At 66.2% G+C, this 24389-nt stretch carries 20 protein-coding genes and 1 riboswitch; of the genes, 16 read left to right on the top strand and 4 right to left on the bottom strand.

The window, feature by feature from the left end:
• The first annotated feature begins 321 nt into the window (after positions 1–321).
• Positions 322–963: an SRPBCC family protein gene (locus ACOOHB_RS08365; RefSeq protein ID WP_420444328.1), complete on the top strand. Its 642-nt coding sequence runs from the start codon at positions 322–324 to the stop codon at positions 961–963.
• Positions 964–1070: 107 nt separating this feature from the next.
• Here ACOOHB_RS08365 and ACOOHB_RS08360 read toward each other — a convergent pair whose 3' ends face one another.
• Positions 1071–4652 carry a hypothetical protein gene (locus tag ACOOHB_RS08360; protein WP_420444327.1) on the bottom strand — a complete coding sequence of 1194 codons (3582 nt, stop codon included), beginning with the start codon at positions 4650–4652 and terminating at the stop codon, positions 1071–1073.
• A gap of 387 nt (positions 4653–5039) precedes the next feature.
• Here ACOOHB_RS08360 and ACOOHB_RS08355 point away from each other — a divergent pair, with 387 nt between their 5' ends.
• The 4 genes from ACOOHB_RS08355 (at position 5040) to ACOOHB_RS08340 (ending at position 10364) form a co-directional block, all read left to right on the top strand.
• Positions 5040–6242, top strand: coding sequence for a CaiB/BaiF CoA transferase family protein (locus tag ACOOHB_RS08355; RefSeq protein WP_420444326.1), 1203 nt, complete (start codon positions 5040–5042; stop codon positions 6240–6242).
• A gap of 66 nt (positions 6243–6308) precedes the next feature.
• On the top strand, positions 6309–7376 hold the full coding sequence (locus ACOOHB_RS08350; protein WP_420444325.1) for a 6-phosphofructokinase: 1068 nt from the start codon (positions 6309–6311) through the stop codon (positions 7374–7376).
• A gap of 82 nt (positions 7377–7458) precedes the next feature.
• Positions 7459–7567: riboswitch (TPP riboswitch) on the top strand.
• Positions 7555–8691, top strand: coding sequence for a thiamine ABC transporter substrate-binding protein (locus ACOOHB_RS08345; RefSeq protein ID WP_420444324.1), 1137 nt, complete (start codon positions 7555–7557; stop codon positions 8689–8691). (Overlaps the previous riboswitch by 13 nt.)
• Before the next feature lie 38 nt (positions 8692–8729).
• Positions 8730–10364 (top strand): ABC transporter permease, encoded by a 1635-nt coding sequence (locus ACOOHB_RS08340; RefSeq protein ID WP_420444323.1) that lies wholly within the window; start codon positions 8730–8732, stop codon positions 10362–10364.
• A gap of 92 nt (positions 10365–10456) precedes the next feature.
• Here the strand turns inward: ACOOHB_RS08340 and ACOOHB_RS08335 are convergent, their stop codons facing one another.
• Complete coding sequence (locus ACOOHB_RS08335; protein ID WP_420444322.1) at positions 10457–12532, bottom strand: acetoacetate--CoA ligase; 2076 nt, start codon at positions 12530–12532, stop codon at positions 10457–10459.
• A 96-nt stretch (positions 12533–12628) separates the two neighbouring features.
• Here ACOOHB_RS08335 and ACOOHB_RS08330 point away from each other — a divergent pair, with 96 nt between their 5' ends.
• From ACOOHB_RS08330 to ACOOHB_RS08280, 11 genes are all read left to right on the top strand, one after another.
• Positions 12629–13408, top strand: a complete 780-nt coding sequence (locus tag ACOOHB_RS08330; protein ID WP_420444321.1) for a TIGR03084 family metal-binding protein — start codon at positions 12629–12631, stop codon at positions 13406–13408.
• Positions 13409–13597: 189 nt separating this feature from the next.
• On the top strand, positions 13598–14224 hold the full coding sequence (gene coaE, locus ACOOHB_RS08325) for a dephospho-CoA kinase (protein WP_420444320.1): 627 nt from the start codon (positions 13598–13600) through the stop codon (positions 14222–14224).
• Positions 14221–15177 carry a hotdog fold thioesterase gene (locus ACOOHB_RS08320; protein WP_420444319.1) on the top strand — a complete coding sequence of 319 codons (957 nt, stop codon included), beginning with the start codon at positions 14221–14223 and terminating at the stop codon, positions 15175–15177. Before coaE ends, ACOOHB_RS08320 begins: the two co-directional genes overlap by 4 nt.
• A 92-nt stretch (positions 15178–15269) precedes the next feature.
• Entirely contained in the window at positions 15270–16619 is a 1350-nt protein-coding gene (locus ACOOHB_RS08315) for an HNH endonuclease signature motif containing protein (protein ID WP_420444318.1), read from the top strand.
• 140 nt (positions 16620–16759) lie between these two features.
• Positions 16760–17050 (top strand): nucleotidyltransferase family protein, encoded by a 291-nt coding sequence (locus tag ACOOHB_RS08310; RefSeq protein WP_420444317.1) that lies wholly within the window; start codon positions 16760–16762, stop codon positions 17048–17050.
• Positions 17047–17394 carry a DUF86 domain-containing protein gene (locus tag ACOOHB_RS08305; protein WP_420444316.1) on the top strand — a complete coding sequence of 116 codons (348 nt, stop codon included), beginning with the start codon at positions 17047–17049 and terminating at the stop codon, positions 17392–17394. The genes ACOOHB_RS08310 and ACOOHB_RS08305 overlap by 4 nt, the downstream gene beginning before the upstream one ends.
• Before the next feature lie 105 nt (positions 17395–17499).
• Complete coding sequence (locus ACOOHB_RS08300) at positions 17500–18429, top strand: HAD family hydrolase (protein ID WP_420444315.1); 930 nt, start codon at positions 17500–17502, stop codon at positions 18427–18429.
• Positions 18422–18943, top strand: a complete 522-nt coding sequence (locus ACOOHB_RS08295) for a hypothetical protein (RefSeq protein WP_420444314.1) — start codon at positions 18422–18424, stop codon at positions 18941–18943. The genes ACOOHB_RS08300 and ACOOHB_RS08295 overlap by 8 nt, the downstream gene beginning before the upstream one ends.
• A 206-nt stretch (positions 18944–19149) precedes the next feature.
• Positions 19150–20349: an ATP-binding protein gene (locus tag ACOOHB_RS08290; RefSeq protein ID WP_420444313.1), complete on the top strand. Its 1200-nt coding sequence runs from the start codon at positions 19150–19152 to the stop codon at positions 20347–20349.
• A gap of 68 nt (positions 20350–20417) precedes the next feature.
• Positions 20418–21695, top strand: coding sequence for an acyl-CoA dehydrogenase family protein (locus tag ACOOHB_RS08285; RefSeq protein ID WP_420444312.1), 1278 nt, complete (start codon positions 20418–20420; stop codon positions 21693–21695).
• A 66-nt stretch (positions 21696–21761) separates the two neighbouring features.
• Positions 21762–23153, top strand: a complete 1392-nt coding sequence (locus ACOOHB_RS08280) for a hypothetical protein (RefSeq protein ID WP_420444311.1) — start codon at positions 21762–21764, stop codon at positions 23151–23153.
• Here the strand turns inward: ACOOHB_RS08280 and ACOOHB_RS08275 are convergent.
• Positions 23138–23830 carry a PaaI family thioesterase gene (locus ACOOHB_RS08275; protein WP_420444310.1) on the bottom strand — a complete coding sequence of 231 codons (693 nt, stop codon included), beginning with the start codon at positions 23828–23830 and terminating at the stop codon, positions 23138–23140. The two genes, ACOOHB_RS08280 and ACOOHB_RS08275, sit on opposite strands and share 16 nt — an antisense overlap.
• Before the next feature lie 19 nt (positions 23831–23849).
• A complete protein-coding gene (locus tag ACOOHB_RS08270; RefSeq protein ID WP_420444309.1) occupies positions 23850–24350 on the bottom strand; it encodes a nuclear transport factor 2 family protein in 501 nt (166 codons plus the stop codon).
• Positions 24351–24389: the final 39 nt, after the last annotated feature.

Below are 24389 nucleotides of genomic sequence, written 5' to 3'. Positions count from 1 at the left end.
ACCATCCAAGACGGCGCCAGAACCTACCAGTAGTTGGAGTTACTACAGCGATACACGGTGCTGTTCGGCGACGATTGGCAGGGCTCACTCGCGTTGCCGACCGGCCCGCCGGCGTTGTACTACCCGATACGCAACCCAGACCTGCCCATCGCACCACGGCCATGACCACACACCGCTTGCACCCCCAGACGCTGCGGTGCCCTGCGCTGGACTGCCGCTGCCTCGACGCTCACCACGCTGAAGTTCGTGGACACAGTCGAGGTCCGATGTCGTCGAACCTCAGTTGCACGGCACATCAGATTCGACTGAAATAGTCGCGCCATGAAGTTCACGGTTGCTGATCACCTCGGCGCAGTCCAGCGCTCACTGTCCACAAGAACCCGTGAGGGCCGGCCGATGCGGGTGCTGGCTGCGGTTCGAACGTTCGACGCTGCGCCCGAAGAGTTGTGGGACGCGCTCACTACGCCCGAGCGGATCCAAATCTGGCTTGGCTCGACGAGCGGGGACTTCCGAGTCGGCGGCCGGTTCGCCATCGAGCACAACGCCAGCGGCGACATCGTCGCCTGCGACAAGCCACGACTCATCGGAGTGACCTGGGAATTCGACGGAGACATCAGCTGGGTGGACGCAACCCTGACTCCGTCCGGGGACGGCACCGCCCTCACCGTTGAGCACACTGCTGCGATACCGCCAGAGTTTTGGGAACAGTACGGCTCAGGAGCTACCGGAATCGGGTGGGAAATGGCGCTCCTGGCCATTGCCGAACACCTGGCAGCACCGGATGCACCGCCGCTTGATCCAGCGGACCCCGAACTCCAGGGCCCGTTCAACGAATTCATGGCCGCAAGCAGCATTGGGTGGGCCGACGCTGACATCGCCGACGGAGGCGACCCTGACCAAGCGCGGGCCGCGGCAGAGCGCACCCTCGCCTTCTATACCGGCAGCGACGGCCCCGAAGCCTGAGGCCAGGCACCCCTTCGAAGTACTCGGCGGTCCGGTAAGGCGAAGCTGAGCCCGGCGAAGCCCCCAACCGACGATGACGACTCGGGCGGATTCATCGACGAATGAGGTCAGCTCGGACCGCTGACGGTCAATTCGAGCTGATTGGAGAGTTTCCTGCCGTCGTGGGTGCATATGGCCCCATCCGCGTCGCAGTCAGTCGTGACAGGAAGAACAACGGTGACATCACCGTTGCCGTCCGGATGCACCGTGATGCGCCAAAGGATGTTGCTCGGCTTGTCAATCCGTTGTGCCCTCAAGACGTCGCCGTCGGTCACCACGAAGGCGCGGTCCCGCAAGGTGACATAGCTCAGGCGGAGATTCTCGCTGAACCGCAACTCGAAGGTGAATGCAGCCGAGCCGTCGTGGGTTGTCGCGGCATTCTCCAGACCGACGGTCAGTGGCGTCTCAGACCCAGCATTGACCTCGTCGGCGATCTTGGGCGTGTCCGCCGTCGTTGACTCGTCCTCCTGCGGCGTCCCGCTGATCGGGGAATTTACCGTGCCCGGACTGTCGATCGCCTGAGAAGAACGCGCTGTCCCGAGTTCCGGCTCGGCGTCGGTCGAATCGGACAGGACGAGGCTGACGTTCACCTCGTCTCCGACCGACAGGCTCAACTCTCCCGCGGCCCACCTGTACCTATTGAGAATGTCAGTCTCGGTGACCTCGGCATCTCGCGAAGAGAAGTGGAATCCATCGATACTCAGCGTGAATTCCGTCGGCCTGGGATTGTTCACGACGAAGTACAGGTAGTTGTCCTCGTATACGTAAATCGAGCCGACGATATTTCCGAAATTCCGACCATCGATCCAGAAGCTGCGGGAGGAGAGGCTGCCCAATCCCGTGAAGAGATCGAATCCCGCAGCGGACTCGACGCCTCCCACGGTCAGCGTTGCTGACCAGAACGGTTCGTCAACGGCCGTCTCCTCCGTGAGTTCGGTGGCGCCGATGTCGGTGGCTGCGGGTATTTTGCCCGGGTAGCCGACGAGCTCGATCTTCACCTTCCGCTCCGTCTCGGTTCGCCACATGTCGTGGGTCCAGTAGTTGTGGTAGTCGGCGATGGACCAGCCCGCGGCGCTGCCGGAGGACTCGGTGGCGGCGGCGGTGCTGACCAAGGTCACCAGGTTCGCGGCGCCTGGCACCTGCTCGTACTCGCGTTCCAGCACGACGAAATAGGCGGTGTTCGGGCTGAGCTGGCACCCGCTCGCCGGCGCCGTGTAGGTGTTCAAGCTGAAGGCCGCATAGCTCGGCGGACCGATCAGCGTGCACAGCGCATCGCCGGGGCTGGACTCGTCGGTCTCGTCGGGTTCGTTGATGGTCGCGGACAACTCGGTCGTCAGATCTGTATCAGCGCCGATGATGCCGAAGCGGACCGCAACCGATGTCAGGGCGTACCCGTTGGCCCACGCGCCGGTCGTGAAACCCTGCCCGATCTTGGGATTGGACGAATGGATTCCCACCTCGGGGCCGCGCGGCTGGTCGGTGTTGGCCACCAGCCTCGACGGTGTGCGCAACGCCGCCGACACGCTGGCGGGCATGTCGTAGGCGTACAGCTTGTCGCTGGACGCGTCGGCCACCCACATGGTGGTCCCGTCGGACCAGATGCCCTGTGGGGCGGTGTTGGCGGCGTCGAGCGTGTCGAAGTCCTTGGCGGTGTCCCTCGCCTTGGAAGCCATGCTGTAGGCGTACAGCTTGTCGCTGGACGCGTCGGCCACCCACATGGTGGTCCCGTCGGACCAGATGCCCTGTGGGGAGGTGTTGGCGGCGTCGAGCGTGTCGAAGTCCTTGGCGGTGTCCCTCGCCTTGGAAGCCACGTTGTAGGCGTATGCCTTGTCGTCGGACGTGTCTGCGACCCACATGGTGGTCCCGTCGGACCAGATGCCCCGCGGAGCGGCATTGCCCGCAGCCCTGAGCGTGTCGAAGTCCTTGGCGGCGTCGCGCCCGCCGTCCGACATCCTGTACGCGTACAGCTTGGCGAGACTGCGCTCCGCCACCCACATGGTGGCCCCGTCGGACCAGATGCCGGCGGCAAGGACGTTTCCGGCGTCGAGCGCGTCGAAGTCCTTGGCGGTGTCCCTCGCCTTGGTCGACATGTTGTAGGCGTACAGCTTCCTGTCAGCGTCGTCGGTCACCCACATGGTGTTCCCGTCCGACCAGATGCCGGCAGGGTTCCCGTTGTCGGCGGCCAACTCAAAGTGCGTGACGCGAGCGTCGTCGTCGCCAACCGAAACTTCCACGCCCGCCGGGCTGCTGAGGGCGGCATATTCTGAGGCGCTTCCGTTGCCGATGCTGTGGCTGACGGTCTGGTTGTCGTGGGTTTCGTCGTCGTCGTGGGCCGCGCTCACCGTCACGATTTGCGCCGTGCTCCAGTTCGACGAGCTGAACCTCACGCTGGTTGGGCTGACGCTCACGTCGCCGCCCGCGGTGATGTCGACGGTCACATCCGCCGTGGGCGCTGCGTCGAGCACCATCGTGTAGGTGCCCGAACCGCCCTCAGCGACCATCAGCGTGGGCACCGAGACGGTCACTCCCGCGCTCTCGTCGTCGGCCACGGTGACCGCCACGCTGGCGACGCTGACGCCCGAGTAGTCGCTGTCGGTGGTGCGTGTGCTGTGCTGCAGGGTGGCTGTGTCGTTCGCTGCGTCGTCGTCGTGGGCCGCGCTCACCGTCACGGTCTGCGCCGTGCTCCAATTGGAGGAACTGAACGTCACGCTGGTTGGGCTGACGCTCACGTCGCCGCCCGCAGTGATGTCGACGGTCACGTCCGCCGTGGGTGCCGCGTTGAGCGCCATCGTGTAGGTGCCCGAACCGCCCTCGGCCATCGTGAGCGATGTCGGATAGACAGTCACGCCGGGTGGCATGGTGTAGGCGTACAGCTTGTCACCCTCGGGCTTGTCATCCTCACGGTCCGCCACCCACATGGTGATCCCGTCCGACCAGATGCCCTCGGAATGGCTGTTGTCGGTGTCCAGCGTGAAATCCTTGCTGGCGTCCCTGGCCTTGGTCGACATGCTGTAGGCGAACACCTTGGCGTCACGCCAGTCCGACACCCACATGGTGACCCCGTCCGACCAGATGCCGACGGGTTGGTTGTTGCCGGCGGCCTTGAGCGTGTCGAAGTCCTTGTCGGGGTCGCGGGTCTTGTCCGACAGGTTGTAGGCGTACAGCTTGTCGTCAATGGTGTCGCCCACCCACATGGTGACCCCGTCAGACCAGAGGTCCTCGGGATGGTTGTTGCCGGCGGCCTTGAGCGTGTCGAAGTCCCTGTCGGAGTCCCAGGCTTTGGTCGACAGGTTGTAGGCGAATGCCTTGGCCTCATGCCAGTCCGACACCCACATGGTGACCCCGTCCGACCAGATGCCGATCGGAAGGTCGTTCTCGGCGGCGAGCCTGAAGTCCTTGCCGGGGTCGCGGCTCTGGTCCGACACGCTGTAGGCGTACAGCCTGCTGTCATCAAAGTCCGCTACCCACATGGTGGTCCCGTCCGACCAGAGGCCGGTGGGGTAGTTATTCTCGGGGGCGAGCGCGAAGTCCTCGCCTGCGTCCCGGGATTGCGCCGAGACCGGACTGACAGGCAGGTAGAACGGCAAGCCCGCCAGGACCATGAGCAGGACCAGCGCTGCTCGCCTCAATGCTCGCGACTCGGACCGCACCTCGGCGAACCGAATGGGAAAGCGAAGTATTGCGCTTGCCCGACGCGACCCAAGCCGAACGGTGCCAGCCCGATTCCTGCGACCAAGAGGTATCACGACCTCTTCCCTTGAGCGTTCTCTTACATGCCAAACAACATTAAGGCTTCGCACCTTAAGGGCAAAAACTATGCGTCAGTTGCACACTATGGGGCAGGTCTTTAGAACTCTGTACTTGTGACATGCCGGATATGTCGTTGAATTGAATGCTCCGAAATCATCCGATTCGACGTCGTCAGCAGCACCAGGCGCTCATTCGCAAGCAAGCGACGCTGAGGGCGCCGAATACTGCCCTAGGTCTGGATCGGGATCTGAAACGCAACGGCCTGCCGTGCCAGACTTCGCTGCGCAATGGCGGAATCGGGTGCGAACGGCAGTGATCAGCGGCCCTTGGAGGGCATCCGGGTGCTGGACTTCACTCGCGTGGTGGCCGGGCCGCTCGCCACGCGGATGATGGCCGATCTCGGAGCCGAGGTCATCAAGATCGAGCCGGTCGACGGCGATCTGTGCCGGACCTTCCCGCCGTATGTCCCGGGCGGCGTCAATCCTTACTTTTGCCAGCAGAACGCCGGAAAGCGGTTTTGCTCAGTTGACCTGCGCGCACCGGGCGCCAGTGATCTCGTGCGGGAGCTGGTGAGCCATTGCGACGCGGTCGTGGAGAACTACCGGCCGGGTGTGATGGCCAAGTTCGGCCTCGGTCCCGACGAGCTGTGCGAGGCGCACCCGGCGCTCGTCTACTGCTCGGTGACCGGGTTCGGCCAGACCGGTCCGTGGGCTCATCGGCGTGCCTACGCGCCCGTCGGTCACATCGAGTCGGGCTTCATCGAGTACAGCATGCGCAAGACAGCCGCCGCGGCTGAGAACCCGGCGCTGGTGGTGGGCGACATCGTGACCGCGTTGACCGCCGCGGCCACCATCAACGCGATGCTGCTCAAAGCAGCTCGGACCGGCCGCGGCGGGCACATCGACGTGTGCATGGTCGAGGCGATGGTGTACATCCAGGAATGGTCCGCCCTTGAGCTGGCAGGTGGCTGGCACGGTCCCAATGCCGGCCTCGCTCACGAGTGCCCGATCCTGGTGCTGCCCGATGGTCGGGTATGGGCCATCGCCGGCAACCCAGCGGCGTGGTTCGACGACACGATGGCCGCCATGGGCAGGCCCGATCTGGCCGATGACCCCCGCTTCGCGACGCCGGAAGCTCGCATGGAGAATCGGTATGAGCTCTACGCGGAAATGACCCAATGGGCCGCGGGCTTCGCTGACTTGGACGAATTCCGGCGCGTGCTCGAGGCCGGCACAGCGTTCAGCGTGGCCGAGATGCGTTCGATCACCGAGCTGGCGGCAACGGACTGGGCCGCCGATCGAGGACTGCTGGCACAGACCAGTGCCGGCTACTCCGTGCCGGCTCGGCCGGCATTGGGCCACGGGATCGGCACCAATGGACACGTCGCGAGGCGCGGTGCCGACAACCGCGAGGCAATCGGCGGGTTGCTCGGGCTGGACGACACCCGGCTCGACGAGCTCGAAGGCGCCGGAGTGCTGGTTACGGACTGAGCCGTCCCATCGAGTGTCAAGCCGGTGAGGATCGAGTCCCCGTGCCGTGGGGCGTAGCTTGAGCCCGTGCGAATCGGAGTGCTCACCGGCGGCGGCGACTGCGCTGGGTTGAACGCGGCCATCCGGGCAGTCGTGCGCATGGCCGGCCACGAGCTGGACCGCAACGTCGTCGGATACAAGCGAGGCTGGAACGGAGTGCTCGACGGCGACAGCATCACGCTCGATACCGAGGCGATGCGGGGCACGCTGCCGCGGGGCGGCACGATGCTCGGGACGTCCCGCAGCAGCCGACGCCTGCAATCGGTGGGCACAGCGCCGCTGATCGCACAGCTCGAGCGTGACGACGTCGAGGCACTGGTGACGATTGGCGGGGACGGCACGCTGATCACCGCAGGTCGATTGTCCGAGGCGGGCTTTCCCGTGGTCGCCGTGCCCAAGACGATTGACAACGACGTGTCCGGCACCGACATCTGCATCGGGTTCGACACGGCGCTGGGCGTTGCTACCGAGGCGGTTGACCGGCTGCACACCACGGCCGAGTCTCACAACCGGATCATGGTGCTCGAGGTGATGGGACGGGAAGCCGGGCACATTGCGGCCGGGGCCGGCATCGCCGGGGGCGCTGCCGCGATCCTGGTTCCCGAGGCGCCGTTCAGCCTCGACGAGATCGCCGAGCGCCTCGAAGCGCGACACCATCGAAGCCGCAATGCATCCATCGTGGTGGTCGCTGAGGGCGCCATTCCCGACGGCAGTGTCGAGATCCCCGATACGGGCACCGACGAGTGGGGCAATCGCATCCTCGACGGCATGGGCCAGTTCGTCGGCGAGCAGCTGGCCGAACGCACGGGCTTCGACACTCGCACGACCGTGCTGGGCTACATCCAGCGAGGCGGACCTCCCTCACCGGCGGATCGGCTTCTTGGCAGCCGGCTCGGGGCTCGGGCGGTGGAAGTCCTCATGGAAGGACAGTCGGGCGCCATGGTGGGCGTGCACTCGGTCGGGATCGCGCTGAAACCGCTCGCCGAGGTGGCGGGTCGCACTCGATACCTCAGCCAAGATCAGCTCGAGATGCTGGATCTCATTTCGACCGCACCGGTGCTGACCTCGCACAGCAAGTCGCGCCGCTGGTTCTGAGCGCTTCAGATCGAGCGTTGTGGCGCCGGATTGCATTCGGCGACGACGAAGCAAATGGCACCGCACGATAGGGTGACCCCAACAACACAAACCGGGGAGCCCGTGGGGCTGAGAGGGCGACGTCTGTGCCGTCGCCGACCCGAGAACCTGATCTGGGTAATGCCAGCGGAGGAAGCACATGACCAACCACCTACTTCGTAGGCCGTACCGTCTCGCTGCCGTCGTCGCAGCCGCGATGCTGCTCGTCGCAGCGTGCGGCGACGGCGAAATCCCTGAGACCAACACCCCCGTTCCGCCTCAGACCGACGAGCCGTCGGCTGCGGGGGCACCCGCCATCGAGGAGCCGGCCGCCAACGAGCCGTCGATCGCTGGAACGACGGTCACCCTGATCAGCCACGATTCGTTCACCCTGTCCGAGGGAACCCTGGAGGAATTCACCGCACAGACCGGTGTGAACGTCGAGTTGCTTGAGGTCGGTGACGCCGGCACGCTCGTGGCCGAAGCGATCCTCACAAAGGGCACCCCGTTGGGCGACGTTCTCTTCGGGATCGACAACACCTTCCTGCAGCGGGGCCTCGACGCGGGCATCTTCGACCGCTACGAGTCCCCGGCACTCGCTGGAGTGTCCCCCGAATTCCAGCTGGATCCGCGTCACCGCGTCACTCCCGTGGACTACGGCGACGTGTGCGTCAACTACTGGATCGACGCTGTGCCGCGAGTTCCTGAGACTCTCGATGACCTGACATTTCCGGAATTCGCCGACCAGTTCGTCGTACAGCACCCCGAGACGTCTTCGCCCGGCTTGGCGTTCTTGCTCGCCACCATTGCGGCATTCGGCGACGGCTGGGAGCTCTACTGGGAGGATCTGCGTGCGAACGGCGTGACGGTGACGGCGGGCTGGGAGGATGCCTACTACGGCGAGTTCACCGCGGGTGGCGGTGACCGGTCGGTGGTCGTGTCGTATGCGTCGAGCCCTCCGGCCGAGGTGATCTACGCCGACCCACCGACAGACGTGGCACCTACTGGAGTCATCACCGAGTCGTGTTATCGCCAGATCGAGTTCGCCGGGATCCTCACCGGGACCGACAACGAGGCTGGAGCACGTGCGCTGATCGACTTCATGCTGAGCGAGACCTGGCAGAACGATGTGCCGCTCAACATGTTCGTGTACCCGGTCATCGAGAGCGCGACACTCCCGCCCGAATTTGTCGAGCACACGGCGGTGCCCGACGATCCGCTCATGCTCGACCCGGCTGACATCGAAGCCAACCGTGACGCGTGGACAGAGCGCTGGGTGGAGATCGTCTTGCGCTGATCGCGCCGCCCTCTCAGAGAGATGTGACAGTGGCCCGGATGCTGAGGCGGCGATCCGCAGCACCGGCTCTCGGTTGGACAATCGCCGCTGCCGCGCCCCTCGCGTTCGTGGGGGTGTTCTTCGCCTACCCGGTCCTCACCGTTGTCGCGGACGGACTCAGCGGCCTCGGAGATCTGCTGGGGCGCTCGGCGATTCGCGGAGTGCTGTGGTTCACGGTGTGGCAGGCCGTTGCCTCGACTGCGCTCACCCTGGCGGTCGGGATTCCTGCAGCGGCAGCGCTGGCGCGCCTGCGGCCGAGGACTCGACGTTTTGTCCGAGCCGTCATCACCGTGCCGTTCGTGCTGCCGACGGTGGTCGTGGCCGGTGCCTTCGAGGCAACCTTCGACCGCTTCGGCCTCGACAAAGGAACACTGTCGCTGCACCACACCGTGTGGGCGATTCTCGCGGCACACGTCTTCTTCAACTACGCCGTGGTGGTGCGGACCGTGGGCTCGTGGTGGGCCGGCCTTGACGGTCGCAGCACTGACGCGGCGGCTGTGCTTGGCGCTACGCCGGTGCGCACCTTCCGGCACGTCACCTGGCCGCTGCTGCGGCCCGCAGTAGCGGCATCGGCGGCTGTCACGTTCTTGTTCTCATTCACCTCGTTCGGGGTGATCCTGATCCTCGGCGGCCCAGCACGCGCCACGGTCGAAACCGAGATCTACCGGTATGCGATCACACGGCTTGACTTCGCTACGGCGTCGTCGTTGGCGCTGTGCCAGCTCGTCGCTGTGGCGGCGCTGGTCACGCTGGCGGGCGTAGCCGAACGACGCCGAACGGTGGCTCGCCGGGCTCCCGGCCGAACGTCACCGCAGCGCCGCCGGGGCGTGATTGCCGTGAATGCCGCGGTAGCGCTGGTCCTGCTGGGCGTGCCGATCGCCACGCTTGTGGAGCGGGCATTCGTGACCGGCGACGGTTACGGCTTGGCCAACTTTGTCGCGCTCGGCGATCGCGTGCCGATGCTGCCAGCCACCGCGCTCGCGGCGTTGCGTCACTCGCTGGGATTCGCAGCGCTGGCGACCGTGATCGCCACCGTCATCGGCGCATTGGCCTCAATTGTCGTGGTGGGGGGCCGCGTTCGCGCCGCTGCTGGGCGAAGCGCGACGTGGCTGCGGCGCCTCTTCGACGTCGGGTTGACGTTGCCGCTCGGGGTGTCGGCGGTCACGGTGGGACTCGGCATGCTGCTGGCGCTGGACACGCCGCCGTTGGAGTTCCGTACAGCGTGGTGGATCATTCCTGTCGCGCACGCCCTGGTGGGGATGCCGTTCGTCGTTCGGACGTTGGTGCCGACGCTGCGATCAATCGACAATCGGCTGCGGGAGGCGGCTGCAGTGCTGGGAGCCTCTCCTGCGCGTACGCGCCGTGAGGTCGACGTGCCGATCGCCTCCCGGGCGGTTGCGGTGGGGGCGGCGTTTGCATTCGCCGTGTCACTCGGCGAGTTCGGCGCGACGGCATTCTTGCCGCGGCGACCCGACACATTGACCGCGCCACTGGCCTTATTCCGTTTGCTCGGCACACCAGGGGAGAGCCTGCGCGGTCAGGCGATGGCGCTCGCGGTGGTGCTGATGGCCGCAACGGCCGCTTCGGTGCTCGTCATCGAAGGACTGCGCCGCACCGACGAGTCGCTGTTCTAGCGACCTACGCGCCGCGGTGTTGTCGCGACCAATTCGGCACGGCGCCGACTTTCAAAGGAGTGTCCCGCGCTCCCCTGATCATGTCCTTGCCCCTACAGCTCGAGGGCGGGATGGCCGGCGAAGTGGGCAAGCGCATCAGGGTCGTCAATGGCCTCGACGTTGGTGATGGGTCGGCCTTCGGTGATGTCCCGAACGGCGAGTTCCACCAGCTTTCCCGACCGGGTGCGGGGAATCGCAGGCACCTGGGCGACCACAGCGGGCACGTGGCGGGGCGAGGCTCCGCGGCGAATCTGCGTGCGGATCTTGCCGGTGAGCTCGTCGTCGAGCGTCAGCCCTTCGCGCAGCTTCACGAACAGCACGACACGGGTGTCGGTGCTGGCCGTCGATCCTTCGGCGGCAGGCACCCGCTGACCGATGACCACGCTCTCGAGCACCTCGTCGATTCGGTCGACCTGACGGTAGATCTCCGCCGTGCCGATGCGTACACCGCCTGGATTGAGCGTGGCATCGGACCGCCCGCTGATGATCATCCCGCCGTTCGGCGTCCACTCGGCAAAGTCCCCGTGATGCCACACGCCCGCGAATCGCTCGAAGTACGCAGATCGGTAGCGCTTGTCGTCAGGATCGTCCCAGAAGCGCAGCGGCATGGACACGAACGCGTTGCGGCACACCAGCTCGCCCTGCGTGCTCGTTCCCAGCGAGGAACCGTCGGCGCCCGCCACGTCGACATCGAGGCCGAGCGCCGGCACTTGAATCTCGCCGCGGCGGACAGCGCTCGTCGGGTCACCGATCACGAATCCGCCGCAGATGTCGGTGCCTCCCGAGAATGAGGCCAGGTGAACGTCGGCCTTCACCTGCTCGTACACCCAGTCGAACCCCTCGGGCGCAAGCGGGGAGCCCGTTGATGCAATGGCGCGCACAGTCTCAAGCGCATGGGTCTGTGCCGGCCGCAGACCCGCTTTCATGGCTCCCTCGATGAACTTGGCGCTGACGCCGAACAACGTCACGCCCCAGTCGTCTGCCACATCGAAGAGCCGGGCCGGGCCCCGGTAGAACGGCGATCCGTCGTACAGCACGAGCGATGCCGTGCTGGCCAGTCCGGCTACGAGCCAGTTCCACATCATCCAGCCCGTGGTCGTGAAGTACAGCACCCGGTCCCCGGGGTGGACGTCGAAGTGCAGGCGCTGCTCGCTCCACAGCTTGAGCAGCGCGCCGCCGGCCCGGTGGACGATGCACTTCGGCTTTCCGGTGGTCCCCGACGAGTACAGGATGTACACCGGCTGGTCGAAACCGAGCCGAGTGAACGTGAGGTCGTCGCCGGTTGCCGGCGTGTGCGGCTCCAGCCAGGCCGACCACTCCGTAGACGCATGAGTTCCGCCGCCCTCACCGACGACGCCTGCGGAGCGGTCGTAAGGCGCGATCACGAGCCGGCGAAGCGGCGCTCCGGCGCTCGCCAGGCTGGCGGCCACATCGGCTGCTTTGGCGGCGGTGCGATGCCGGACGCCGTTGTAGTAGTAGCCATCGACGGCGACCAGCACGGCCGGGGCGATCTGACCGAAGCGGTCCAGCACGCCGTCGATGCCGAAGTCTGGACTGACCGACGAATACACGGCGCCCAGCGATGCTGTCGCGAGGAACACGATGAGCGCTTCGGGGCCGTTGGGAAGCATGGTGGCCACCCGGTCGCCCACGCCGACGCCATCGGAGGCCAGCGCCCGCTGGCAGGCCGCCACTTCGGTCCGGAGCTCACCGTGCGTCATCGTTGCCTGGACGACGTCCTCGCCGATGAAGATGAGAGCGGTGTCGTCTGCGGCAGGCCCTCCCGAAGACGTTGGCCTCAGGTAGTTCTCGGCGATGTTCAAGCTCGATCCGGCGAAGAACTCGAGGCCCGGTCGGGGCTCCGGTGCGGCGTCGCCGAATTCACTGCTCAAGAACTCTGCGCCCAGCTCGCCGATGCCGTCGCTGAAGTCCCACACGGCCCGCCAGAACTCGCCAGGCTCACGAACCGACCATTCGTGAAGCTCCCGGTAGCTGTGCTGATCGAGCCCAAGACCGACGTCGTCAGCAAAACGCCAGAGCTGCGTCGAGCGCCGCCGCTGCGCATCTGGCCGCCACAGCACGCCCTCGTCGGACCCCGGCCCGATGCCACTGTCTGTTGCGCTGTTCATCGAGCGCAAGTTACTCATCTGCTGCGGCGCATCGGCCCAGCGCAGGTCCCTTGCACCCCAGAATCACCCTGAGGGAGACGGGTAGGGTCCACCGTCATGGACGGGATCTGCGACGACCTTCAAGCTGAAACCGAGGCGCTCGGCGACGTGGTCAACGACATCAGCGAGGAGCAATGGCGCCTGCCCACGCCTGCGGAGGGATGGGACAGCCGCGAGACGATGGTGCATCTGGGCATGACCGACTGGGTGGCGACGGTGGCCGTCGTCGATCCCGAGGGCTTTGCTGGCTTCACGGCCGCTGCCGCGCGGGGCGAGATGGACCTGCACACGGCAGCGGGATGCGACTTTGCTTCCATGTCCGGTGCGCAGATCTGGGACTGGATGTGTACCGAGCGAGCCAAGATGGTGGCGGCGGTTCGGCCTCTGGACCCCAAGGACCGGATTCCGTGGTTCGGCCCCAGCATGGGAGCCCTGTCGTTTGTCACCGCCCGGCTCATGGAGACGTGGTCACACGGGCACGACGTGGCTGACACCCACGGTCGAGAGCTTCCCCGCACTGATCGGCTGCGACACGTCGCCCACATCGGGGTCAGCACCAGAGGCTGGAGCTATGCGAACCGGGGCCTTGAGGTGCCCGCCGGGCCGGTACGCGTGGAGCTGGATGCCCCGAGCGGGGCTGTGTGGACTTGGGGGCCGCAGGACGCGGCCGACAAGGTCAGCGGCGACGCCTACGAGTTCTGCCTCGCAGTGACTCAGCGTCGTCACCACACCGAGACGGGGCTGTCGATCGAGGGGCCGCTTGCGCTGGCATGGATGGACATCGCCCAGGCATTCGCCGGCCCGCCGACCGACACCCAACACCGCCGCGCCGCCTGACGCTGTGCCGACAGACCTGCATCGCGCTGGGGCGTGCCGAAAAGTCCCTATTCCATGCCGCAGGCATTGTTATCTGTGCAGAAATGCTCGCTCAGCGAACGTTTTTGCACAGATATTCGTAATCGTGAACCCGATCGCTTGCGGACAAGGCACGGGTGCTGCGATGCCCCGTGGGTTGCGGCAGGCGCGGTGCTGATCGTTGGTCTGACGGGCGGTATCGGTGCTGGCAAGAGCACGGTCGCGCAGCTGCTCGCCGGCCACGGGGCGGCGGTCGTAGACGTCGATGCCCTGGGCCGCGAGATCATTGCTCCCGGCGGCCCTGCCGTGGCGCCGGTGCTCGAACGGTTCGGCAACGATCTGGCAGGCCCCGACGGCGGCATCGAACGGCCCAAACTCGCGCAGATCGTCTTCAACGACCCCGACGATCTCACAGCCCTCAACGAGATCAGCCACCCGGCGATCAATCAGCTCCTCGACGAACACATCGAAGCCATCGGGGCGACTGGCGTCACCGATGTGGTGGTGCTTGACATGGCGGTGCTGGTCGAGAGCACGCTCGGGCGGGAAACACGGTTCCCCTACGAGGTGGTGGTGACGGTCGAGGCGCCGCCCGACGTGCGCCTGGAGCGGTTGATCGAACGCGGCATGACAACCGATGACGCCAAGGCCCGCCTGGGGTCGCAGGCCACCGATGAGCAACGGCGAGAGGTCGCGAACTTCGTCATCCACAACGGCGGGGGAACCGGCGACCTGGCCGATGCTGCCGGGCAGCTGTGGGACGCCCTGCGCCGGCTCGCGGACGAGCGCGTCGCATGAGCGCCGCGGATCCCTCGCCGGCCGATGCGCCGAACGACGGCAATCGGCTCACGGGCGGCGATGCGGCTGCCGATGTTCAAGCCGATGCGGCTGCCGACGCTCAGCCAGACAGCAAACCCGTCCGCTACCCGCCTCAGAACCACATCCTGCGACATCTGCGTCTCAGCCACCAGATGACGTCCGACGGCTCGCTCACCGCGACGATGCCCATCTTGGACGATCTGGCCGACGGTCCGCTCGCCGAGCGGGGCTGGCTGCGGCTCGGCGCCGTCGCCACCCTCGTGGATTCGGTGGCCGGACACCACGCCGTCCTCGTGGTGTCCCCGGACTGGTCCGCCACGCTTCACCTGTCAACCGTGCTTGCAGCACCGGCGCAGGGTTCGGTGGTGACTGCCCGGTGCTCGCCGCTGCGAATAGGGCGCAACCAGGTAGTCACCGAGACCTCGGTAACCGACGAGGCCGGAACGGAAATCGCACGCTCGACGTGTACCTACGCACGGCTGCCCCGCCGCGACGACACGCCGGTGGTGGATTCGACGGCACGAGACAACACCGTCCACTACCGGGAAGATCACGAGGTGAACCCCCGTCCGCCGCTGGACGACTACTTGCGCATCTCGCCGGTGCCTGGCGAGCCGCGCATCGAGCTGCCGATGCACAACCGCATCCGCAACTCGTTCGGCTCGTTGCAGGGCGGCGCGTCGATCGTGGTCGCCGAGATCATGTCGACACATCTGGCCGGGCTCTGCGATGGGGCGCAGCGCCCGTCCCGTTGCGTGTTCGCAGACATGCACTACCTGGCGCCGGCACGTGGCGGACCGTTTCGCGTCGACGGCGAGGTGCTGGCCCGAACCGGCCATGTGGTGACCAGCCGCACTCGCATCTTCGAGACCGCAGGCGACTCAGATCGGCTGCTGCAGACCGCTACTGCCACTGCTGAATTCCTGGACTGAGAACCCGGGGCTCGCCGGGCTGCCTGAATATCTTGGGAAGTTGATGCGCGCGAGTGTTTGCATTTGAGTGCGAACGTGTGTATGTTGTATCTATGTTCATCGACCCGCCTGGGCATCGCAGTTTCGGCGACAGATCGGCAGCAAGCACGGCCGCTTCGGACGGCGATGCTGCTCGCAAGGGACCTGGCGCCGGTGGGGCCGAGGCTGGGGTCGGTGATGTTGGCGATGTCGATCTGTGTGAGCTGAGCTATCGGGAGCTGAAGGACCGGGTGGTGGATCTGGCCGGTGAGCGGGCCCGTGTCGAGGGCAAGTATCTGGCGGCTTTGGGCGAACTCACATCGCGTGTGGGTGCGCAGGGCGCGGCGCATCAGCTGCGGGAGCTGACCCGGATGAACTCAGCCCAGGCACGCACCGAGTCCCGGTTGGCAGAAAGCCTGGTCGAGCACGACATGACCGCCACGCTCGATGCGCTCAAGTGCGGTGAGATCCAGACGTCTCATGCGAAGGTGATCGCACGGGAGGCTCCCAAGAAGCATCGTCGCAGCGAAGAAGAGTTCATCGAGCTGTGCCGGGCGTATCCCTCTGACACGGTTGCGCGTCACCCGTTTGCCTATGTGAGCCAGCAGGTGTACGCGGATCTTGAGGCCGAGGCTGCCGCGAAGGGTCTCGGCCCGATCGACGCGGAACTCGAGTTGCAGCGCGCTGAGCGGTCGGGATCGATGCGGCTGGGCGCTGACGGCATGTGGCATCTGTGGGCCACGTTCGATTTCATCACCGGCCGTCACCTCAACGCAGCGATCCAAGCCGCGGTGCGGTCGTTGCGCCGCCGCGCCATCGATGACGGCGTCGGCACTGGCGGTGTCGGCATCGACGCCGACGGCAGCCTCAGCGGCGATATCGAGCCGACACGGGCGCAGCTCACTGCCGATGCGATCGGCGACCTCATTGCCGGCACGGCCAATGTGCGGCGGGCGAACACGAGTCTGCTGATTGTGGCCGATTACGACGTTGTGAACGATCGGCTTGCCAATCCTCGTCTCGACGACGGCACGCCCCTGTCAGCGCAACAGCTCGCCGAGTACGCCGTCGACGCCAAAGTGCTCCCGGCGATGTTCAGCGCCGACTGGTCCGAGCTTGCTCTGGGCCGCACACGCAACGCCGGCGACGCCCAACGGCTCATCCTGGCCGTGCGCGACCGGGGCTGCATCGGCTGCGAGCTCACCAGCGAGCACACCCAAGCGCACCACATCGACCACTACGAGAACGGCGGCCTCACTGAAATTCCGAACTTGGCGTCGATGTGCTGGGACTGCCACACAGACCTCCACCAACACGACCGCCAAATCCACACCCCACCCGACGGCCGCCCCCGGCTCCTACCGCCCGAGCACGACAACTCCGGCCCACCGGCCCGGGCACCAGCCACCGCCCGCAGCCCATAACCGCACCCCGGGCGGGTGCAGTCCCGGCCCGTCCGAGCACGAGCCACCGCCCGAGAGGTATTCGAGAAGCGTTAGAGGGCAACCGCAGGCTGAGTCAGTCTTGAGCCCAGCCGTGACCCGGCCGACGTTACGCTGGGTCCATGTCTCGCCGTGACGCGATCCTTCATCGCCACCGTGAGGAAATCCGAGTGGCGGCAAACCGGAACAACGCGTCTTCGATCGCGTTGGTTGGCTCGGTCGCGCGCGGCACCGACGGCCCGGACAGCGACTGCGACTTCGTGTGCGAGTTCGCCTCAGGAACGACGCTCTTGGACATCGCCGGGCTGGAGCTCGACCTCATCGACCTGCTCGGATGCGAGGTCGACGTCTGTTCAGTTCGCACTCTCGAGGCCCCCTATGACTCGATGCTGGAGGACGCGATCACGCTATGAGCCGCAGCGACTCCGAGCGCATCGGCGACATCCTCGCCGCAGCCGAGATCGCAAGCAAAGTCGCAGCCGAAGGCAGGCAGGCTTTCCTCAGTAACTGGAAGAACATCCCTACCGCTGAACGCGCTCTGCACATCATCGGCGAAGCCGCCACCAAGCTCTCGGACGAGACCGCCGCCCGGTACCCCGATGTGCCGTGGAGACAGATCCGGAGGCTTCGCACGCTCATCACACACGAGTACCACAAGGTCGATCACGAGGCGCTCTGGGAGACCTTGGAGAAGAGTGTGCCGACACTGGTCAGAACGATTCGGGAAGGCTCCCAAGCACCGCCGCCATCGGGATAGACGCACACGTCGCTGCGTGGGCCAGCGGGACTGTTGATCAATCCGGCGACCTCTGTTACCCCGGGCCATGCCTTGCTGTCACACCGGCCCTCTACCGTGCAGGTCATGACCAGCGCACCCCTCAGCAGCGCGATGGCCCCACGGGCGGGCTTGCCGTTGCTGGCGGCGTTCGACATCGACGGCACACTGATCGGCCGCAGTGGCGTGCCGACTCCTCGGACGGTCGATGCGCTGGACGCGCTGGCCGCCGCAGGGGTCATGACCGTGATCGCTACCGGCCGTCCCTGGCCCCAGGCCGAGCCGCTGGCTCGCCGCGCTCGCGGGATGTCGTACGCCGTCTGCCTCAACGGCGCAGTGGTGATGGACGCCCGGGCAGCCGAGCAGGTGGCCGATCGTTCCATGACCCATTCCGAGGCCATCGAGGCGGCGGAGATTGCTCGCAAGCTCCTGCCCGATGTGCGATTTGGGCTTGACATGGCCGATGGTCGGCACTTGTGGGAGCACAACTTCGTGCCAGACATGCCGGCTGGGCTTGCCGCCGATCTGCGGATCGACCGAGTGGACGACGCCATTGCTGCCGTCGACGGACCCGTGCTGACGTGGTTGGTCGAAACGCCGGGCACTGAGATGATGACCGCCGTCGGCGAGCTGGCGCCGGAGATGCCGCTGGGCACCGAGATCCGACCGTCGGGCCTCGACCTCGCCGAGATTGCCGCCGCCGGGGTGAACAAATCGACCGGGCTGGAGATTGTGTGCCAGCGCTACGGCATCAAACCGGCCGACGTCGTGGCATTCGGCGACGGGTTGAACGACATTGACATGCTGCGCTGGGCGGGTCGCTCGGTCGCAATGTCCAATGCTCCGCCCGAGGTGCGTGCTGTGGCCGACGTTGTTGCGCCCAGCAACGAAGCCGATGGTGTCGCGGTTGTCGTGGAGGCGATGCTGACCGGCGGGGGCTGGCCTCCTGACATCGGGGCTGGCACGGTCGGAAGTGCGTCGGCAGCGATGCCGCAACGCGGGGGTCTCGATGGCTGAGGGGGACGGCAACACGCCAACGGATGAACCGGCCGCGCAAGACAAGTCAGGCAGCGACGGGCCTCGCCGCCCGTCGGTGTGGGAGCGGGCTCGTCAGGCCATGGCCGACCACAACGCCAAGGCTCCGAGAGGGCCGATGGGCATTCCTGAGGTTCCTGGGACCGATGCGTCAGGCGACGATGAGTCCGACGCGGATGAGGGAGCAACGGCTGAACTGGTGCTGGAGCGAATTCATTACTACCGCGACACGATCCGCAGCTACCAAGTCATCATCGAGGGCCAGCGAGTCGGGCAGATCCGCGACAACAAGACCGAGAGCTTTGTGTTGCGTCCCGGTAGCTACACGCTGAGGTTGCAGCTGTTGTGGCTCTTCAGCCCCAGGGTCGTCGTGGAACTGCCTGCAGGAGGCCAGACGCGGATGATCTGCGGTCCCAACGGCGGGATCCTGCAGGCCTGGCGGTTGTTCTTTGCTCCTACTACCGCAATCTTCCTCCGCTTCGCAGAGGAAGCATGAGATGCTGCCTCCGTCTTGCGGGCGAGGTGCGAAAGAAGACGAGCGATGGTCTTGATCGAGCTGCGCGATCACTCGCTCGGTCATCCGGGATTGTTAAGCCGGCAATCCCGGAGCAACAGAAACAACAATTACTAACAAAACCAACAAATGAAATCAGCAGCCGCTAGCGTCGGCTGTCGCCGGTCCCTCAGAAGCCGAGTCAACAGATGCGACCGCTCAACCCCTTCGCACCCACCTTCGGTGCCACTCCGCCAATGCTTGCCGGTCGAGACGGCCTCCTGCGCGACGTCCTGGACGCCTTGGCGACGGGGCCGACGCACCCGAGTTACACATCTCTGCTGCTGGGTCGGCGCGGTTCGGGCAAGACAGTCGCCTTGGAGGCACTCCGATCCGCGGCGCAAGAGCGCGGGTGGCTGGCTATTTCGGAAGCGGCAGTGACCGGCGGTTTGCTGAACCGGCTGGCTCACAGCACTGCGGAGCACCTGAACAAGATCGCCGATGAGCTGGCCACCGAGACGACCCGAGACCTTGCCGCAGCGGGTCTCGGACTCGGCCCCAAGTACAACCCCGAGGCCGACTTGTCGAGGCGGCTGGCCCACCTGTTGCGCGCACTCGCAAGCCATCTCGCAGCCGCGGACTCCGGCATTGTGGTCACCGTCGACGAGATGCACGCGGGTGACGTCGGCGAGCTCCGGATGCTCGGAGTCACGGTGCAGGAGGTGACACGAGTGGAACAGCTGCCGCTGGCCTTTGTCGGCGCCGGGCTGCCGATACTCGAGGACACGCTGTTGGCCGACTCGAGTGTCACGTTTCTGCAGCGATGCGCTCGCTACGACATTGGCTTCCTTGAGCCTCCAGCGGCAGTGACAGCTTTGGCTGAGCCGGTCCGACAGCGCGGCGGCCAGATGTCTTCAGGGGCAGTCGATCATGCCGTGACCACGTCGCAGGGGTATCCATTCTTGATTCAACTCGTCGGGTTCCACGCATGGGAGGCCGCCGAGGACCCGACATCACGGGTAACGCTCGACGATGTGACCTCGGGCTCAGCAACCGCACTCAGGCAGGTTGGCCAGCTCGTCGTGGCCCCGATGTGGAAGGACTTGCCCGACGGCGCCCGGAGGTTCCTCGTTGCCATGGCTGTCGACGATGGCGTTTCACGAATGGCCGCCATCACGAAGCGACTCCGAGCCAGCAGCGGGTATGCGAGTGTGTACCGGCAACGGCTCATCAAAGTCGGCATAGTCGCTCCAGAAGGCCACGGCAGACTCGACTTCGTGCTCGCCGCTGCACGCCAGTGGATCAGATCGCTTGATGAGTATCCCGTCGTCTGCGAGTCATTGAGCCTCGCGGACCGAGACCCAATCGGTTTCGCAAGACCCGTGTCGACAACGAATCCGGACGGCTGAGACACGCTCGTGGGACGAATTCGGCAGCGACGGCGAGGAGAACAGGGCCACCGGTAGGGTTCGGCGCCATGAGCGAGCGGCAGGCAACGGTTGGCGCAACCTCGGATGGCGATCTCAGGGCCGAGCTCGACGCATGGCTTGCGGACAACTGGGATCCCGACATCAGCGTGCGGGAGTGGTGGCAGCGGCTCGCGTCCGCCGGACTGTCGAACCCCACCCTCGGTGAGCCCTTCGGCCGAGGCTGGGGCCGCAGCGAGACGCGTGTGCTGGTCGAAGCCATTCGCTCCGCAGGTGCCATTGGCTCGCCGGCAGGGCTGGGCATGCTGCTCGCCGCCCCGACGATTCTTGAGCACGGGACGCCCGACCAAATTGAGCAATTTGTGCCGAACATCCTCGATGGGACCGACTCGTGGTGCCAGCTGTTCTCCGAGCCTGGAGCCGGCAGCGACCTCGCCGGACTCCAGACCAAGGCGGTACGCGACGGCGATGAGTGGATCGTCAGCGGCCAAAAGGTGTGGACCTCTGAAGGTGAGCACGCGGACCTGGGGATGCTCGTTGCTCGTACCGATCCCGAGTCCCCCAAGCACCGCGGGCTCACATGGTTCGCCTTCGACATGGCCCAGGCCGGCGTCGAAGTCCGGCCCTTGCGCGAGATGACCGGCCGGTCATTGTTCAACGAGGTGTTCATCGACGGTGCCCGGGTGCCACACGCCAACATCATCGGCGAGTTGAACGACGGCTGGCGCGTCACCAACACCACGCTTGTCGTCGAGCGAGCGGGCATCGGTGGCAGCCATGGCCTCGCGTATGCGGCCGCGCACCCTGGATCGATTGCAGGACACCTGGACGAACCGGCGGGAGCCTTCCGCGGCAAGCGTCTGCCGCTCGCCGCAGGCGGTGTCGGTCCCGGAACACTCGGACAGCTCACCTCCGAGGCACGCCAGCGTGGCCGTGCCGCGGACCCGGTCGTCCGCCAGGAGCTCGCGGCTCTGCACACCGATCTCGAGGTGATGCGGCTGTCGGCAATGCGCGGGCGACAGCGATCTCAGCGCACCGGCGGCGAGGGCAACCTGGCGAAGCTGCGCATGACGGCCGCGCTGCGCCGGTCCCGGTCGCTCGCCAGCACCATCCTTGGCGCAGACATGACGCTGTGGGGGGCCGACGCGGCAACCGACGGCGTGCTGCAGGAGATGACGGTCTTCTCACCGGCGCCGTCGATCTATGGCGGCACCGATGAGATCCAGCGGAACATATTGGGCGAGCGGGTGCTGGGGCTCCCCAGGGAGCCCGGTCCCGATCCAGCCACACCCTTCCGGGAACTTCCCCAGAACGCCACTTCTTGGTAGCAATACGCCCCCGGGCTACCGACGTTGGGGCGCGGGGGCGCAACATGTGGCGCAGAATGTGAAGCGGTGAGCATTCCTGAGCCGCCACGGGGATTGGAGATCCTGCCCGAAAGCGGGGCTGACTTCGCCGGTGTGCAGGAATCCGTGATCGAGCGGCAACCGTCCTCAACGCCTCCGCGTTTGGTCGCGATGGTGGTGCTTGTCGCGGCATTGGCCGTCGCTGGATTGATTGTGGCGTGGGTGCGCGGCGGTGGCGGCGAACCCGACGCGGTCGATGCTGGCGCGACCACAACGACCGAGCCCCAGGCGACCACCACGACGGCGGCACCCACACGACCGCCACGCACAACGCTTCCCCCACCGACGGCGCTGGACACGCCCGTAGGCGCGCTGCCGCCTGCGCGGCCCGCTGCGGAGTTGATTGCCACGCTGGCCGGCGATCCCACGGGCAACATCCGCGGTTTCCTGTATCAACTCGACCTGCTGACCGGAGCGGCGAGATTTGTGCCGCTGCCTGGGCTGCCGCACATGCTGGTTGATCTCGACGGAGCGATCGTTGTGGGCGTCGGACGCAACGTGATGCGGGTAGATCCCCAGACCGGAGACACCGTCGTCATCGCTGAAGACGTGACCGAAGTGCTGCCCGCCTACAGCCCACCGGGGATTGTGGCGGTGGTGCGCGGCAGCGAGCAACTCTTCGCCCGAGTGATCGGACCCGACGGCGTCTTCCGCTCAGCGGTGCAGATGCCCAACGAGGCGACCGTGCACGGCGCTCTCGGCGACCACGTCGTCGTGTCCTTGGCAGGCCGTATCATGGCACTTGACGGACGAAACTCGGCGCTCCAGCTGGGCGCCGGTCGGGTTCTCGCTGTCGGCGACGGTCATGTGGTCCGGCTGCAGTGCGAGGAGTACGGCTGTCAGATCAGCGACACCGCCTTCAGCGCCAGTGTCGGTGCAGATCGTCGTGACGAGTGGTGCGACGACATCTGTGTGGAAGCGTCAGGCCGCTTTGGCGAACGCGACGACCAAGCCGAGCTGGCCGAGGATTGCGCGACGTTCTGCGAGGGATACCCGATTGTCACCGGAGCGATCGACGAGCGGAGAGCGGAATTGCCGTCAGAGCTGCTTCCAGCATCGCCGGACCGCTGGAACGAGCAGGGATTGATGTCGCCTGACGGCAACCGCATCGCGTTACGGCTCCGGCACGGCACCGGCATGCCGACAGGTGTGGTGGTCATCGATCTCGACGAGAAATGGGGCCGCCATTCCCCCGAGATCGGCGTCGACCTCGGGTCCATGGCTTGGGCACCCGACAGCCGGTTCCTGCTGTACACGCTCGACAATGACGTCATGGTGTGGGATGTCGAGGCCGGGCCGGGAGAGCTCCCGTCGGGCCGGGCGCACATCGGCGAGCCGCTGGAGCACCTCATCCTGCGTGAGCGTCAACTGCCGAGCTGATCTGCGGTCACGATCACGAACAGGCCGGCAGCCTCGATGAGCGGGGGAGCGTCCGGCGGTGCGTTGCCTGCGCGCACAGCCAATTCGACGTGCGATTTTCGGCCGTCACGCCGGGTCTCGCGGGCTTCATAGACCACCGGCTCATCGATCGGGACGCCGCCTCGGTAGTCGATCTCGAGACGCGCCGTGTACGCGGCGATCCCCAAGCAGACCATCAGGTAGCCGAGCACATCGTCGACCACGGCGCACACCGCCCCGCCGTGCACCCGACCCGGGGCACTCTCGAACGCGGCGCCAAAGGTCACGGTTGCGCGCACGCCTTCGCCGTGGCGACGCATGTCGACCTCCATGGCGATGGGATTGGCCGGACCGCTGAATGCGCGATCGCAAAACGCCATGACCTCGGAGCCATCGGACGGTCTCGGGTCGACGTAGCGGCGGGCGAAATAGTCCTCCGGGCGGGGGACAGGTTCCGAGGCAGCCTCGAGCCGCTCGGCGGTCGCGTCGGCCCATGCGGTGATCTCCGCCAACGTCTCGGGGTCGGTGCGGTGCCGCACAAAGGCATGTGCCAGCCGTCGCAGCGCACCCGCCGAGGCGCTGCGCTCGGCGAACTGCGGATCGGGATAGATCAGGTGCAGGTCGTCGCCTGAATCGCTGCTGGTGTCCCTGTGCGGCAACGTGGGTCCCAAGAGGCCGTCAGCTGCCGAGCCGTCCGGGCTCGCCGTAGGGATAGTCGACCAATTCGCCGGACGGGTGTTCGAGATCAAACGTCCAGTACTGGCGGATCTCAGCGATCAGCCGCTCGCCCGAGTCGTTGCTCAGGTCGAAGTCGTAGTGCTCGCTGCCGCGCACCGCGAACGGCATGTCGTTGTCGCGCCGGCCAGCGGGCCCGGCCATCGTTCCGGCCATCCGCCATTCGATCGCTGCGGTATCACCGTCGGTCACGAGCCGCTCGCAGTGCCACGATGCGCCCCGCCACTTCGAGGCAATGCGTGCCCAGAACCGTCCGATCGTGGCGGCTCCCTGTACCGGCGCGTGATTCGTGTCGTAGACGACAGCGTCGTCGGTGAAGTGCTCCGCTACCCCCTCAGCATCGCCAGCGGTGCAGGCATCGAAGTAGCCCACAATCAGCGCTTCAATTTCTGACGCTGCTTCCGCAGAGTCAGAGGTGCCGACGGTGTCAAGGTGCTCGCCCATGCCGCCAGTCTCGCAGGCCGCCGCGAGCCGGGTTCAAGT

Source organism: Candidatus Poriferisodalis sp., assembly GCF_965215815.1.
In the GTDB taxonomy this organism is placed as follows: domain Bacteria; phylum Actinomycetota; class Acidimicrobiia; order Acidimicrobiales; family Poriferisodalaceae; genus Poriferisodalis.
Note: the sequence above shows the minus strand (reverse complement) of the source record. Positions and strands in the feature narration are given on the sequence as shown.